Origin of the sequence: Micromonospora sp. ATA51, assembly GCF_016802855.1 — a bacterium.
In the GTDB taxonomy this organism is placed as follows: Bacteria; Actinomycetota; Actinomycetes; order Mycobacteriales; family Micromonosporaceae; genus Micromonospora; species Micromonospora sicca.
This window is the reverse complement of record NZ_JAEVHJ010000001.1, coordinates 111,321-125,556: the sequence shown is the minus strand read 5'-3', so window position 1 is coordinate 125,556 and position 14,236 is coordinate 111,321. Positions and strand designations below refer to the sequence as shown.

General features: G+C 68.8%; 11 protein-coding genes and 3 pseudogenes. 8 read left to right on the top strand and 6 right to left on the bottom strand.

Annotated elements, in window-relative coordinates:
* Positions 1 to 29 precede the first annotated feature (29 nt).
* Positions 30 to 896 carry an SMP-30/gluconolactonase/LRE family protein gene (locus JNW87_RS00420; protein WP_161557922.1) on the top strand — a complete coding sequence of 289 codons (867 nt, stop codon included), beginning with the start codon at positions 30 to 32 and terminating at the stop codon, positions 894 to 896.
* Positions 897 to 1,586: 690 nt separating this feature from the next.
* On the opposite strand, the gene JNW87_RS00415 is transcribed toward JNW87_RS00420, so the two are convergent.
* Together JNW87_RS00415 and JNW87_RS41160 are read right to left on the bottom strand one after the other, a co-directional pair.
* Complete coding sequence (locus JNW87_RS00415; protein ID WP_255420220.1) at positions 1,587 to 2,900, bottom strand: ADP-ribosylglycohydrolase family protein; 1,314 nt, start codon at positions 2,898 to 2,900, stop codon at positions 1,587 to 1,589.
* A pseudogene (locus tag JNW87_RS41160) lies at positions 2,869 to 3,210 on the bottom strand (ADP-ribosylglycohydrolase family protein); the annotation flags it as partial. The gene JNW87_RS00415 and the pseudogene JNW87_RS41160, both read right to left, overlap by 32 nt.
* Positions 3,211 to 3,337: 127 nt before the next feature.
* Between JNW87_RS41160 and JNW87_RS00410 the strand changes: the two are divergent.
* From JNW87_RS00410 to JNW87_RS00400, 3 genes are all read left to right on the top strand, one after another.
* Positions 3,338 to 4,621, top strand: a complete 1,284-nt coding sequence (locus tag JNW87_RS00410; protein ID WP_109803387.1) for a VWA domain-containing protein — start codon at positions 3,338 to 3,340, stop codon at positions 4,619 to 4,621.
* A gap of 407 nt (positions 4,622 to 5,028) precedes the next feature.
* Positions 5,029 to 5,286 carry a hypothetical protein gene (locus tag JNW87_RS00405; RefSeq protein WP_238452685.1) on the top strand — a complete coding sequence of 86 codons (258 nt, stop codon included), beginning with the start codon at positions 5,029 to 5,031 and terminating at the stop codon, positions 5,284 to 5,286.
* A gap of 77 nt (positions 5,287 to 5,363) precedes the next feature.
* On the top strand, positions 5,364 to 5,699 hold the full coding sequence (locus tag JNW87_RS00400; protein ID WP_238452684.1) for a hypothetical protein: 336 nt from the start codon (positions 5,364 to 5,366) through the stop codon (positions 5,697 to 5,699).
* A gap of 138 nt (positions 5,700 to 5,837) precedes the next feature.
* Here JNW87_RS00400 and JNW87_RS00395 read toward each other — a convergent pair whose 3' ends face one another.
* Positions 5,838 to 6,389 carry a YciI family protein gene (locus JNW87_RS00395; RefSeq protein ID WP_109803384.1) on the bottom strand — a complete coding sequence of 184 codons (552 nt, stop codon included), beginning with the start codon at positions 6,387 to 6,389 and terminating at the stop codon, positions 5,838 to 5,840.
* Positions 6,390 to 6,663: 274 nt separating this feature from the next.
* Here JNW87_RS00395 and JNW87_RS00390 point away from each other — a divergent pair, with 274 nt between their 5' ends.
* From JNW87_RS00390 to JNW87_RS00375, 4 genes and pseudogenes are all read left to right on the top strand, one after another.
* Positions 6,664 to 7,815, top strand: a complete 1,152-nt coding sequence (locus JNW87_RS00390) for an epoxide hydrolase family protein (RefSeq protein ID WP_109803383.1) — start codon at positions 6,664 to 6,666, stop codon at positions 7,813 to 7,815.
* 173 nt (positions 7,816 to 7,988) lie between these two features.
* Positions 7,989 to 8,658: pseudogene (locus JNW87_RS00385) on the top strand (DDE-type integrase/transposase/recombinase); the annotation flags it as partial.
* 35 nt (positions 8,659 to 8,693) lie between these two features.
* Positions 8,694 to 10,145 carry an IS701 family transposase gene (locus tag JNW87_RS00380; protein WP_375373440.1) on the top strand — a complete coding sequence of 484 codons (1,452 nt, stop codon included), beginning with the start codon at positions 8,694 to 8,696 and terminating at the stop codon, positions 10,143 to 10,145.
* A 19-nt stretch (positions 10,146 to 10,164) separates the two neighbouring features.
* Positions 10,165 to 10,311, top strand: a pseudogene (locus tag JNW87_RS00375) (IS481 family transposase); the annotation flags it as partial.
* 115 nt (positions 10,312 to 10,426) lie between these two features.
* On the opposite strand, the gene JNW87_RS00370 reads toward JNW87_RS00375, so the two are convergent.
* The 3 genes from JNW87_RS00370 to JNW87_RS00360 all read right to left on the bottom strand — a co-directional run bounded on the left by JNW87_RS00370 (position 10,427) and on the right by JNW87_RS00360 (position 14,211).
* Positions 10,427 to 11,557 carry an epoxide hydrolase family protein gene (locus JNW87_RS00370; protein WP_238452683.1) on the bottom strand — a complete coding sequence of 377 codons (1,131 nt, stop codon included), beginning with the start codon at positions 11,555 to 11,557 and terminating at the stop codon, positions 10,427 to 10,429.
* Between the two features lie 346 nt (positions 11,558 to 11,903).
* Positions 11,904 to 12,917, bottom strand: a complete 1,014-nt coding sequence (locus JNW87_RS00365) for a DUF5937 family protein (protein ID WP_109803380.1) — start codon at positions 12,915 to 12,917, stop codon at positions 11,904 to 11,906.
* 304 nt (positions 12,918 to 13,221) lie between these two features.
* Positions 13,222 to 14,211: a family 16 glycoside hydrolase gene (locus tag JNW87_RS00360; protein ID WP_201749783.1), complete on the bottom strand. Its 990-nt coding sequence runs from the start codon at positions 14,209 to 14,211 to the stop codon at positions 13,222 to 13,224.
* Positions 14,212 to 14,236 lie beyond the last annotated feature (25 nt).

The following is a 14,236-nucleotide window of genomic DNA, read 5'->3' as shown; positions in this document are numbered from 1 at the left end:
GCGGCGACCGGTGCCGAGGTCCGATGGCCATGATCTCCCAGGACGTTGACTGGGCGCTCCTGGGTGAGCTGCGCTGCGCGCTGGGCGAGAGCCCGATCTGGGACGACACCACCGGACGCCTGCACCTGGTCGACGTCGCCGGCCGCACCCTCTGGGTCGTCGACCCGACCACCGGCGCCGCCCACGGCGCCACCTGCGGTCGGCCGGTCACCGCCCTGGTGCCGCGCGCCGGGAGCGGCTGGCTCGGCGTCGCCGGCCGCGACCTCGGTGCCCTCGACCCGCAGGACGGGACGTTCCGTCCCCTCGTCACCGTGCCCGGGCCGGCCGACCTGTCGCTGAACGACGCGGTGTGCGGACGCGATGGCCAGCTCTACGTCGGGTCGGTCGACCGTACCCGCGCCAACCGCGGTGCCCTCTACTCAATCGGGGCGCACCTGCGTCACCGCATCCTCGCCGATCGGATCGGCGCGTCGAACGGCGTCGACACCAGCCCGGACGGGCGGACCCTCTACCACGCCGACACCTTCGCCGACACCGTCACCGCGTATGAGTCGGACGGCCGTGCGGTGGCGTCGGTACGGGTCGACCACCCCGACGGGATCACGGTCGACGCCGACGGCGGCGTGTGGGTGGCACTCTGGGGATCCGGCCTCGTGGTCCGGCACACCGCCGGACTCGTGCCCGACCGTGCGCTGCGCGTACCGGCGCCGCTGGTCACGAACCTGGCGTTCGGGGGCCCTGACCTGCGACGCCTGTTCGTCACCACCGCCCGGTCCGACGGCGCCGAGTTCTCGGGGGCAGTGTTCACGGCGGAGATCGGAGTGTGCGGTCTGCCGCCAGCCCGGTTCGCCGCCGGACCATCGAAGAAAGGGGACTCCCCCGGTTCCTCTCGTTAGTTCTGCTGCCGAGTCCCTGGTGCCCACCGGATGTGGTTGAGCAGCTTCTACTGTTGGTCTGGCGGGTAGGCCGCGTAGACCCTCTCGCGCTCCCGGCGAGCAGCCCTTTTCGGGTCGGATTGATCGTCTTCGGGCCGGTAGGTCGTCAATGACTCGTAAAAGCCGGAGCTGGGGAGTCCATTGCGACCCGCCTTTACGGCCAGTACCGGCAGGAGCACATGCTTCTCCACGAGCGCTCAGCGACTGCGATCAGCGTCGCGACCATCGAAGGGCCTCGACGGGAGAGCCCAGGGACCTCGTCGCTCAAGGCGGAGTACGACATCGTGCGGCGTTCCTGGGCGACGCGCTTGAGGACCGAATACGCGGCAGCGACGACGGTGGGTTTCACCGGCTCCCCCTCTCGCTAATCAGGTGCAGTGACAGATCGTTGCGCCAGGAGGGGGCGGCGGGTGCCGTTGACTGCTGTTCGGTGCCGTTGGGCGGAGTTGACTGCCGTTGAGTGCACCCGTCTGCTCCCATCCAGCTCCCCCGATCCTGGTCCCATGGGCAGGCGGCCCGGTCATCCACCAGGGTTGTTCCGGCAGGTTGTGCGGGCCGCTCCGATCATGGGCGGGGCCATAGTTCCGGCCTCGCCTACAGCCGAGTCCTCGATTGGTCCTGTGCGGCCTACAGCAGCCCCGGCGTGACCCGTCACAGCTGTTCGACGACCTGCCGCAGTTCCGGATTGAGTGTCCAGCCGTGCGCGCCGAGCAGGCCGCGCAGCTCGGCCAGCGCGGAGCGGGCCGGTATGCCGGTGGTCAAGGTCGTGTAGCGGGCGGCGACCGCCGGTGTGCGACTCTGACCGGCGGCGCAGTGCAGCAGCACGACATGGCCCTCCTTGCGCAACTCGAGGACCATCCGGGCGGCCTGATCGACCACGAAGTGCGGCTGCGCATTGGCGTCGGGCTGGTCGACCAGCCACGCCGACACCCGGTTGACGACGGCCACGTCGTCGAAGTCGTCGCAGCCAACCCGGCACAGGGAGACCACCGCGCCGGCGCCCACTGGGGCCGCGTCGGTGTAGAGGTTGCCGAGGATCACCCCCGGGTCGTGCGGATGCGCCACCATCAACGGTGCAACGGCAGGTCGTGGCGCGCGGGCGCAGCCCGGCCAACCGCCCTGGCCGGCCTGGCCGCCTTGGGCCGTCAACATGGCCAGGCGGATTAGGTCCGCCGCGCGCCGGTTCGGCCAGCCGTGAACGATGCGCGGCCAGGCCAGGGGCACCGCGGAGGAGCCCCACCGGGCGCCGAGCAGGGCCCCGGCGATCGCCGCGACAGTGTCGGTGTCGTCGCCGACGCGCACCGCCACGGTCAGAGCGCGTTCGAGATGCTGGCAGGGGAAACTGCCGCGACCCGGGTCGTGCTCCGGAACGTCGGTGTGTTTGATCGCCGACCAGGCGGCCTGCAACGCGGCGACCACGAACCCGTTGGGACGGAACTGCTCCGGCGGCTTGGACTCCGCCTCGGCCAACCAGCTCGACCACCGGTCGCGCCGCCCCGCGGGCAGCAGGTCCAAACCCTCGCGTACCCCGTCGAACGTCCCGTCGAGAACCGCCCGGCGGATCCCCGCGCACCACAGCACACACGCGTCCGCGGCCAGGGGGTCGTGATGGGTGAGCGCACTGACTACGCGGGCGGCCTCCGCGAGCGCCTCCGGATCGCCGAGATAGGCCAGCGCCACCGGCGCAGTGCGCATCAGCGACCCGTTACCCGCACTGCGGCCGGTTCTGCGGTGCAGGTCCGCGGCTGTGTCTCTCATCGCCGGGGCGACGCCCGCTCCCCTCACCTGTGAGACCGCGTCGAGGACCTGCCGGGTCTGCGCCCCGATATCGCTGGCGCCCTCCCGTTTCCATCGGAGGAAATTTGCCGGCGATGCGGTCGAGGGAGTCGCTGCTGCGCAGATCCGCCCCGGTGGCGGACACCTCCGCGATGCACATCGCCATCTGGGTGTCGTCGCTGTACTCACCGGGCGCGTACGGGCCGAGCCCACCGCCGCGCATCTCGGGCTGTTCGCCGGCCGCAAGCTGCGGTTGAAACTCGTACGGCACGCCCAACGCGTCACCGCACGCCGCAGCGAGGAGCACACCGGCAACCCGGTCGCTCTGGATCGCGTTCAGCGGCACAGTCGCTGTCGTCAACTCCCCCACCGTCGCAACTCCCCCATCTTCATCGGCCTGCGCCAGCCCGACGACCCTACTGCGACCGCGCGACTGCGGCGTCCTTACCCGGCCGGGTTGCCGCCCGCCGGATCGGCACCGCGCGGCCGTCACGCTCATGCCGCCGCTCGTTCGCGCGAAGCGCCGAGGCCCGGCAACGACCATCGGAGTGTCACAGCGCGGTGATTCACTACCGTCCGCCAGGCAAGCCCTGCTTCCGTACCTGCCGTGCCGCTGAAGGAGACAAATGCACATCTCCGCACATCTGGATGTCGACGTGCTGGCACTCGAGACCGACGACCAACTATCCGTGCTCGTCGAACTGACGGCACCCGCGGCGTCGACCCGCGACGTCGACCGCCCGGCATCCACACTGCAGGTGGTGCTCGATCGCAGCGGCTCGATGGCCGGTGGCCGCCTCGACGGCGCGAAGACCGCACTCATCGGCCTGATCGACAGACTCGATCCCGGCGACAACTTCGGGCTGGTCGCATTCGACGACCGAGTCGAGGTAGCGGTCGCAGCCGGGCCGCTCGCCGACAAACAGGCGGTCAAACGCGCAATCTCCAAGCTCGACGCGCGTGGCAGCACCGACTTGTCCGCCGGTTACCTGCGCGGGCTGCAGGAAGCCAGCCGCATCGCCGGGCCGGCCGGAGCCAACGTGCTGCTCATCTCCGATGGGCACGCCAACGCCGGCGTCACCGACCCCGACACGTTGGGCGCCATCGCCGCCAAGGCCAACGCCGACAACATCACGACCTCAACGCTGGGCTACGGACTCGGCTACGACGAACGGCTCATGTCGGCGATCGCCCGCGGTGGGGCCGGCAACGAACACTTCGCCGAAGAAGCCGACACCGCGGGCGCGCTCATCGCCGGCGAGGTCGACGGCCTGCTGTCCCAGACCGTCCAAGCAGCGTCGCTGCTGATCCAGCCCTCACCGCACGTACGCGCGGTCCAGATCGTCAACGACATGCCCGCGACCACCACCGGTGACGGGCTACTCGCCGAGCTCGGCAACTTCTACGCCGACGAAACCCGCAAACTGCTGCTGACCTTCGACATCCCCGCTATCGCCACCCTCGGACTGGCCCAGGTCGCCACGTGCCAGTTCACCTGGGTCGAGCTGCCTACGCTGGCCCAGCACACGCTCACCCTGCCGCTGCACGTCAACGTCGTCCCCGGTGACCAGGCCGCAGGACGGGTACCTGACCCGACCGTACGCACCGAGCTGGTCTACCTGCGGGTACAGAACGCCAAGCGTCGCGCCTCCGGCCACCTCAGCGCCAGTGCCCCTGACGCAGCGCACGCCGAGATCCGTCACGCGCAGGACGCCCTCTCCGACGCCCTACCAGTAGCGCCGGCCCACCTGCACGACGACCTGACCGAAGAGGCCACCGCCCTGGCCTACCTCGCCGACCAGACCGAGCACGGAATGATCGCCCGAGCGGCGAAATACTCGTCCATGGATGCCACGTACAAGTCAAGCAAGCGCGGCAGGACCCGCCCACCATCCACCGAGCCGAACTGACCGCGCCACGGGCAAGGGCCTGAGGGGACCGCCACAGCAATGCGGCGGTCCTACCCGACCGGGTGCAGAGGAGCACCTGGCCAAGCGGGGGCATCAAAGTAACAATCCCGATCAAGGTCGACCGGGCACCGCCAACTGACGAAAGAAGGGATCCAAGGGCGGCCGGCCACCGATCTTCGACGCACCATGTACCAGCAGCGCCACGTCGTGGGGAGCGGCAGGGGCGACGGCACGACCGCGCGGACAGCGGCAGTTGCGGACGTGGTCCAGCTGTGGAGCCACCCCAGACGTATCTGCGATGGGTCAGAGGCATCGGTGGTCCATTATCCGGAAGATGCCGCTTGCCCCGAGGAATCGGAACTCGGCAGGATGCCGGGATGGGCTCTGACTGGACGTGGGAGCTGCGGGTGCCCGTGCTGCGTCCGGTCAACAAGGTCATCTACGAGGTACTCGCGCTGGCGGCCGGCTTCGGTCTGAAGTTTCGACGCCCGGACGGATGCATCAACCTCTTCGACAACGACGGCGAACTGCGGATCGTTGAGGACCAGGACGAGGCGGCGCCGCGATGGCGACTGGGAAGGCCTCCAGCCAACTCTGGACACCCGACGGGGTCGATCTCCATCTCAGCTGTCGGCCCGATCAATCCAGTACGGCGATCAACCTGAGCTGGTCCCTTGACGCGGCGTGGACCTTTCGTCGCCCAAACTCCGACGCGGATGGCTACCGTCAGCTGCACGCGCGCTTGACCGCCTTGTGGCTACAAGCCGCCGATGCATTAGCTGCCGGCATCGGTCGGGTCATGGACGAGTGGTCGCTGGATCAGATCTGGCATCTGACGCGAATTCACGAAGAAGATCATCCGGTCGACGGGTGGCCCGCGCTGCTGGGATGGTGGACCTACCTGGGGGCTGAGGTGAGCAGGATGCTGCCAGCTCCGCCGCTGCCGGAGATCTCCGCTCACAGCAGGCTACTGCCGAGTGGAACCCGTGTCGTCGCGCTGCTGGACGACCCGGCCGCCGTTGACGCGGCGCGCTATGAGGCCCTACACACGCGATGGCTGAAGCATCTACCGAGCTGAGTGCGGCAGATCCGCACGTTCGATCTTGGCCCCGGGGAAGCTGACAGGCGTCGACGAAGCCAGACAACTCCGAGCAGGCTCCCCCTGCCGCATCCACGCCTGTCGACACGCTGCACCAAGTCCACAGCCAGCCTCGGGTCATGACGGCCGACCGCCAAACTGCCAGTTGTGCACCTCGATGTCGGCGTACCGGTCCGGGGTCAGCACGGCGCGCGCCTTGTCCGGATCCGCCGCCCGGACAAGCACCGCCGTACCCAGCCAGGTGGCGCCGTCGTCGGACAGCAGCGGCCCGTACGCGATCAGCTCGTCCCGGTCGGGCGGCACCGCGAGGTCAGCGGCCTGCCCCGCGCCGAGGCCGAGCACCAGGTACCGATTACCACCGGTCCGGCCTCCGGGGAAGTCCCACATGGTGCGCCCCAGCGCGTTGCGCCACCGGCGCAGCAGCACGTCCCGGTACACGCCGGCCTGATAGTTGGGCTCGTCGAGAGCGAACACGCGCGCGGCGGCGGGGTCGGGCAGGTCGACGATGTGCACGCTGCCGGTGGGCGTGTCGCCGTCGCCGGCAAGGGTCGGTCCGCGAGCGATCATTTCTCTCGAGTACCGGTCCATGTAGGACCAATGCTCTTCCAGCAGCTCGTCGCGCAGCGCCACCGAGCTGGGCCGGTCGCGGTGGTAGCAGAAGAACTCCATGCCCCAAAGTGTGACCTCCATGCCACACACCGACGCGGACGGGTACCACCCGGCCGTGTTGCGGTCGCGGCAAGGTCACAATATATCCGATTGATCCAGGAATGGGGCGATCGACGCTCGCGATGGGCGGCAGAAGGGGACGTGTAAGGTGACCCGTGTCAGCGATGAGGGGAGGTGAGCCCGGTGAACACCCAATGTCACGTCTGGGCGCTCCACCCGGCCATCCCTGTCCGCTGACTTTCGCGTCGGGGAGCGCCTCCTAGCCGGAGGAACAATGACCTTCTCCCCGTTCCGTATCGATGTATCCGACGAGGTACTCGACGACCTGCGGGCCCGACTGGCCCGTACGCGCTTCACCAATCGCAGCGGCGATCAGCCATGGCAGGCCGGTGCCGATCCCGACTACCTGCGGCACCTGGTGTCCTACTGGGCCGACGGGTTCGACTGGCGCGCTCGGGAAGCCGAACTCAACGCGCTGCCGCATTACCAGGCCCAGATCGGCGGCAGGCGCATCCACTTCCTTCGCGTACCCGGGACGCGTCCGGCCGGTGCGCCCGCGCCGCTGCCGCTGATCCTGAGCCACGGTTGGCCCAGCAGCTTCGTGGAGATGCTGCCGCTGGCCGATCGCCTGACCAACCCCGCACAGTACGGGGGCGACCCCGCCGACGCGTTCGACGTGGTGGTTCCCTCGCTGCCAGGGTTTCTGTACTCGGAGCTGCCGAAAGGGCCGCTCACCCGCGCTGCGATGGCGCAGACCCTGCACCTGTTGATGACCGACGTCCTTGGCTACCAACGCTACGGGGCCTTCGGCGGCGACGTCGGCGGCGTGGTCACCGGTTGGCTGGGCGCCCTGTATCCCGAGCAGGTGGCCGGCATTCATATGATCCACCCACCGTTCCCGGCCAGCTTCGACTCCCAGCCGCTGTCGCCCGCCGAGCAGGCGTATCTCGATGCCGAGGCGGCGTACGACCAGACCGATGGCGGCTACAGCGCCATCATGGGCACCCGGCCGGACACCATCGCCGCGGCACTGAGTGATTCTCCAGCCGGACTGGCCGCCTGGCTCGTCGACAAGTACCGAGACTGGAGTGACAACCACGGGGACCTGGAGAGCCGCTTCGACCGGGACACCCTGCTGACGATCATCACCCTGTACTGGGCGAGCGGCACGATCGGCTCCTCGTTCCGGCAGTACTTCGACTTCGACCACAACAGCCCACGACCCCACATCACGGTGCCCGCCGCGTTCACGTTGAGCACCGAACCGTCGCAGGCCAACTTCCCCCGCGAAATCGCCGAACGCGCCTGCACCAACGTCCGGCATTGGAGCGAATCAGGTAGGGGCGGACACTTCATGCCTCTGGAGGAACCGGATTTGCTCGCCAGCGAACTGAGGCAATTCTTCACGTCGCTTCGCCCGTACTGATCAGCAAGGGAGCCGGGCCACATCGGCCCGGCTCCGCTGTCGCGTTCCGCATACATCGGTCGAGAAGCTAGCCGTGAATGCCGTACCGTTCAACGCGCCTGTCAAACGCCCTCAAAGCGGAAGATCCGGACGGTCTGACGATTTCAGGAACGCGAGCGAGCCGAACGACCTTGGCCGGTCTACGCGACCGGCCCAGCGTCGCCCGCCGGCTGCCCGGCAAGACCCCTGCAACGATTGAAGCGGCGATCTGCCAGCTACGCCAGGACCGCAAGCTCGCCCCCGCGCCGCCTCGCCCCGCTGTTGGGCGTTCCCGCTCCGACCGTGCACGCCGTGCTCACCCGGCACCGCCTGCACCGCCTGGCCTGGCTGGACCGGCCCACCGGCCAGCCAGTTCGCCGCTACGAACGCGATCGACCCGGCGAACTCGTCCACGTCGACGTCAAGAAACCGGGCCGCCTGCGTGACGGCGGTGGCTGGCGCGTGCACGGCCGCGACAGCCTGGAACACCGCCGCGCCCACTACGGCACCCGCGTCGGCTTCGACTACGTCCACCGCGCCATCGACGACCACACCCGCCTCGCCTACGCCGAAATCCACCCCGACGAGAAAGCCGACACCTGTGCCGGCTTCCTGCGCCGCGCCGCCGATCACTTCGCCGCCCACGGCATCAGCCGCATCGAACAGGTCATCACCGACAACGCCTGGGCCTACCGCCGCGCAGGCGCCTGGCGCGACGCCCTGGCCGCCCTTGGCACCCACGCCCGCTTCACCCGCCGCTACCGGCCCCAGACCAACGGCAAAGCCGAACGCTTCAACCGGACCCTGTGCGACGAATGGGCCTACTACGGCAGCCGCCATTGGTGGTCTGACCTGTCGGGATGCGGTGGGGGTGTGCGAAGTGGACGCAGCCGCCTGTCGATCATGTGTTTGTGAGGACTACAAGATCGAAGGCGGCTGCTGCTGCCAGGGTAGCGGCCAGGCGCGCGGTGCGGGCACGGGCCGAGCTGTTGGAGGAGCTGCGGTCGTGTTTCGTGCGGACGCAGACGTGGCAGCACGCGGGCCGGTACATCTCGGCGCTGGTCAGTTGGGTGCCGAAGCGCAACGGGTGGAGCATCGCTGAGCAGGTTGGGGACGCCACGCCGGACCGCACGCAGCGGTTGTTGAATCGGGCGGTGTGGGATACGACGGCCGCGATGAGTCACATCCGGCGGTTCGTGGCCGGGGGTCTGGATGCGGCGGCCACGCGCCGGCGGCGGCGTGGGTTGGTGGTCGGTGCGTTGGACGAGACGGGCCAGGCCAAGCAGGGCCGGGTCACGTGTGGGGTGAAACGGCAGTACATGGGGTGCGCGGGTCGGGTCGCGAACGGGATCAACACGGTGCACCTGTCGTATGTGCGGGAGCGGACGGGACACGCGTTGGTCGGGGCGCGTCAGTGGATCCCGGCCGAGCACCTCGCCGACCCGCGCACGGCTGCGGGTATGGGGTTGCCGCCTGGGATGCAGTTTCGCACCAAGGGTCAGTTGGCCATGGACGTCTGCGCGGACGCGTACGCCGACGGGCTGGTGTTCGACGTCGTCTGCGGCGACGAGGTGTACGGCAACTGCACACCGTTGCGGGAGTTCTTCGAGACTCGCGGGCAGGCGTACGTGCTGCGGGTCGCCTCCACCTTCATGATCGACCTGCCCTCGGGAGACAGGCTGACCTGCGCTCAGGCCGTCACGCTGCTGGCCGCGGACACACGCCGGTGGGAGCTCCGCTCGGCCGGTACCGGGTCAAAGGGACAACGCTGGTACGCCTGGGCGTGGATCGCCACCGCCTCACCGCGGCATCACCTGCTCGTGCGCCGTCACCTGAGCACCGGCGAGCTGGCCTTCCACTACTGCCACGTGCCGGAGGGGCAACCCGTGACCAAGACGAGGCTGATCCGCGCCGCCGGACTGCGCTGGCCGGTCGAGGAGTGCTTCGAGTTCGGCAAGGACTACTTCGGCCTGGATCAGTGCCAGGCCCGCCTCTACACCGCGATCGCCCGGCACACCGTCCTGGTCATGGCCGCCCTCGCCGTCTGCGCGGTCACCGCCGCCCACCTGCGGGACCGTACCGACAGCCAAGCCCCGCCCCCGAGCACACCCGACCAGCCACCACCGCCCGAGCCCGGACTGATCCCACTGACCGTGCACGAGGTCAAGCGGCTACTCGCCGACGCCCTTCACCATCCGATGCCGCCCGACCATGCCACCCGCTGGCTCACCTGGCGACGCCGTCACCAGGCTCGCGCACGCTGGTTCCACCAACGCACACGACTGAACCGCGACTACGCCCTGGTCAGCTAGCAATTGGCGGCTGCCGTACTACGCCCAACCGTTCACCAGCAACCGGCACCGCGCCGACGCCCTACCGACCTGGCTACACACCTACAATCACCACCGCAGCCACACCTCACCCGGCGGCCAACCACCCATCAGCCGCATCAACAACGGTGCTGGGCAATACACCTAGCCAAACACCTACATCATGATCAGGTGCAGCAGCCGAAACACCATCACCCGATCGTCCACCACCAGACAACACCGCAGTTCACAACCCCTGCGACCAGTTATGGCACGGCACAGGGTCAACGGACCAAGCGAGCGAACCTCCGCAGCTCCTCGGCAAGAATTTCTGGTTGTTCAAACGCGGCGAAATGGCCACCACGGGGGACCGTGTTGAAGTAGATGAGCTTGGACTTGTAGACGCGTTCGGCCCAGATTCTCGGAGTTGGGATGATCTCGCGGGGAAAGACCGTGAATCCGACCGGGACCTTGAAGTCGTCGGCTGTGCCAGTGGCCCGCGCGTCCTCCCAATAGATTCGCGCCGAGGAGGCCGCGGTGCCAGGCAGCCAGTACAGCATGATGTCGTCGAGCATCCGGTCGACGCCGAGGACCCGTTCGGGATTGCCGTCGCTGTCGGTCCACTCCATGAACTTCTCGTAGATCCACGCCGCCTGCCCCACCGGGGAGTCGGTCAACGCATACCCCACCGTCTGGGGGCGCGTGGACTGCTCGTAGATGAAGCCGGCGCCGTCGTTGAAGAACCGCTGCAGCTTGTCCAGCGCCTCCTGCTCCTCCGGCGTGGGCGGGTCGCTGATCGGGGGCTGGAATACGGGGAAGAAGTTGAGGTGGATCCCGGCGAGTCCGGCGGGCCCGAGCTTGGCGAGTTCGTGCGTCACGGAGCCGCCCAGGTCGCCGCCCTGAGCGAGCCAGCGACGGTAGCCGAGACGGGACATGAGTTCCGCCCAGGCTCCCGCGATGCGCTGGATGTTCCACCCGGCCGTGGCCGGCTTGTCGGAGAATCCGAAGCCCGGTAGGGACGGCACCACGACATGGAACGCGTCCACAGCGCTCCCGCCGAAGGCCGTGGGATCCGTCAACGGCCCGATCACGTCGAGGAACTCCACCACCGAACCCGGCCAGCCATGGGTCAACACCACCGGTACGGCGTTGGCGTGCCGGGAACGTACGTGCAGAAAATGGATTCCCATCCCGTCGATCTGGGTGCGGAACTGGCCGAACCCGTTCAGCCGCGCCTCGACCTGACGCCAGTCATACCGCGTCCGCCAGTGCTCGACCAGGCCGCGTACCCGCTCCAGCGGCACGCCCTGGGACCCGTCGGGAACGGGTTCCCGCTCCGGCAGCCGGGCCGCCGCCAACCGCCGCTGCAGATCGCGCAGCGTGGTGTCCGACACCGACAGCCGGAACGGTGTCACGTCCGTTGTGGCCGCCGGCAACGTCACCCCGGGCTCGGCAAACGCCGGCGAGGTCGTTGTTCCCGCCAACCCGAAGGGGCCTGCGACGGCGCCGACCGTGACGGCCGCCCGCAGGGCCCCGCGACGAGTCAGGCCACGAGTGTCTTCGTTCCGCACGATTCCTGCCTTCCCTGTCCGAATGATCGACGACATTCGACGCTTGCGGCGGTGGTCGTGATGAACGCCAGGTTGCGAATCAACCGGGCACCGTAGCGCGTCGAATGCGTGCGTCCGCTCACGGTCGCAGGCCTCCTAGGAGGTCACCAACGATTCGATGGCGCTGGAATCCAGCGTCGCCGTCGGAACCTCACGCGGGATCCGGACAGTCCCGCTCGAACCCCGAACCACTAGCCCCGAGCAGTCCGCTGGCCAGCGGCGTGTGCCGGTACAACACCCGGCGCCCGGAACGCCACGACGTCACCAAGCCATTGCGGCGCAGCACCGACAGGTGGAAGCTGACCGACGGCGCGCTTTGACCGAGCTCACGGGCGAGGTCGGTGGTCGACTTCGGCAGCGCCAGACAGCTGAGGATCGCCGCGCGGCTGTGACCCAGCAGCGCACCCAGCGCGTCGTCGGCGTAGTCGGCGTCTCGGGAGTCGCCTCCCCACATCGTGCCGACTCCTCGGCAGGCATAGATGAGGCTCGCGGGTCGATCGGGGCCCTTGTCCACCACCAGGTTCGGCCACGCGAACACCGACGGCACCAGCACGAGTCCGTCACCGGCCAGGTCATGGTCCACCGAGTGCCGGGGCATGTCGATCCGCAGGATCTCACCCCGCACGCTGACCTCCGGGTGCAAGCTCGACAACAGCGCATCGACACCACCGCCGGTCAGCCGGCCAGCCCGATACGCGACGTCATCCTCCAGCACCGCGCGTAGCTCCCGCCAGTGCGGCTCGATCGCCACCGACCAGTACCGCCACAGCGCGTCGGCCAACCGCCGAGCACCAGCCGCCCCTTCGGAAGCCAACGCCCGTGCCGGCGCCGGCATCGGCTCCCGACCCCACACCGCCGCCAGGTCGGCACGGATTCCCGCCACGGGCGACTCGGCAACCAACCGCAGCTGGTCGTCGATGGTGCCGGCGTCGGTGGCCGCCACGAACAGGAAATCCGCCACGTACGCGCTCGCAGGCACCACCGCGCCCAGCAGCGCCATGTCCACACCACGCAGGCCGTCCCGCGTCGCCTCCAACCAGCCCTGGTGCAGCGGCGACACCCGCCCCGACGACAATTGGTACAGGCTCTCAATCACCTCGGCGAGAGGCGATAACGCAAACCGCATCCTCGCCACATCAGCCAGACCCATCCGGAGCCGGATCACCCCGCCATCCTACGCAGTCGCGGACGCTGAACCTTCGCCCTTGACCACCTCACGGGCCGGGGCGAACGCGGGCGTCATCGGCGCCGCGGCGACGGTCGTCCAGCATGCCCTCTCCCCCAGCGCACTGGACCGCGAGCTGGCCTGAACCATTCGTGGTGAGCGCTCACCCGACACTCACCTCGCTGAGGAGGACGGCGCTCAAGTCGGCACCTGCGTGCCCTGCTCAGTGGGGCCGAGGCTCTGCTGCGGACGGCCGGGCTGACGAACCGGTACCCGGCCGTCCACGTTCTGACCGCTGGCGAAGCTACCGGTCCAGCGGCTCGATCCAGATGTTGCGGTACTGGACCGGATTGCCGTGGTCCTGAAGTCGGATGGCACCCGTCGCCGGGCCCTCGGGCCGGCTGTCGCCAGTCGGGCCGAGGATCTCGACGTCGTCGTGCACCCTGACGCCGTTCCACACCACGGTGACGCGGGGGTTGTCGACCTTGTTCCCGGATGCGTCGTAGCGGGCCTGCCGGTAGACGATGTCGTACGTCTGCCAGGTCTGCGGCGGCAGCGCCGCGTTCACGTCGGGGGCCTTCTGGGTGTAGATGGCCGCGGCGTCGTTGGTCTGCGGCGGGCCGACGCCGAAGGAGTCCAGCACCTGGATCTCGTAGCGGTCCTGCAGGTACACCCCACTGTTGGCGCGCGCCTGGCCGGTCACGTCCGGCGGGTACAGCGGCAGGTTGAACTCCACGTGCAGCCGGAAGTCGCCGAAGGCCTGCACCGTGCGCAGGTCCCCGTTGCGCACCGTCATGGCGCCGTCGGCGATCGCCCACTCCGGTTCGCGCCCGTCGCTGTGCTGCCACTCGGTGAGCGCGCCACCGTTGAACAGCGTGATGCGTTTGCCGTGCGGCCGGACGGCGAGCACGTCCAGGTTCACGTGCCCGGAGTCCGCAGCCTCCTTGCGGTACTCGACCACGTTGCGACCCTTGTTCAAGTGTGCGGTGGTGGTGACGGTGCCCCACTCTTCCCAGGTCACGGTGGAGGGGAAGACCGTCTGCTCGACCCGTTCACCGTTGACGTACAGGCTCAGCTGCTTCTCGCCGGAGTAGGGATTCGGGCCGTTGCTGTAGCGCATCGCCAGGTCGTACGTCCCGGCCTCGCGGACATCGACGGGGAGTCTGGTCGACGAGCCCTCCTGGGCGAACCCGGCGGCGAAGCCGGCGCCGGAGTAGGCGGCGTGGTCGGTCGCCATGCCGACGGCGGCCGTACGGCCCTCCTCGGCCTCGAAGAAGGTTTGCGGCTGCACCACCCGGCCCGGGATCTCATTGAGCGTG

Coding starts and splice junctions, on each gene's coding strand:
- JNW87_RS00420 (WP_161557922.1), top strand. CDS start 30: ATGATCTCCCAGGACGTTGACTGGGCGCTCCTGGGTGAGCTGCGCTGC.
- JNW87_RS00410 (WP_109803387.1), top strand. CDS start 3,338: ATGCACATCTCCGCACATCTGGATGTCGACGTGCTGGCACTCGAGACC.
- JNW87_RS00395 (WP_109803384.1), bottom strand. CDS start 6,389: ATGGAGTTCTTCTGCTACCACCGCGACCGGCCCAGCTCGGTGGCGCTG.
- JNW87_RS00390 (WP_109803383.1), top strand. CDS start 6,664: ATGACCTTCTCCCCGTTCCGTATCGATGTATCCGACGAGGTACTCGAC.
- JNW87_RS00380 (WP_375373440.1), top strand. CDS start 8,694: ATGCGGTGGGGGTGTGCGAAGTGGACGCAGCCGCCTGTCGATCATGTG.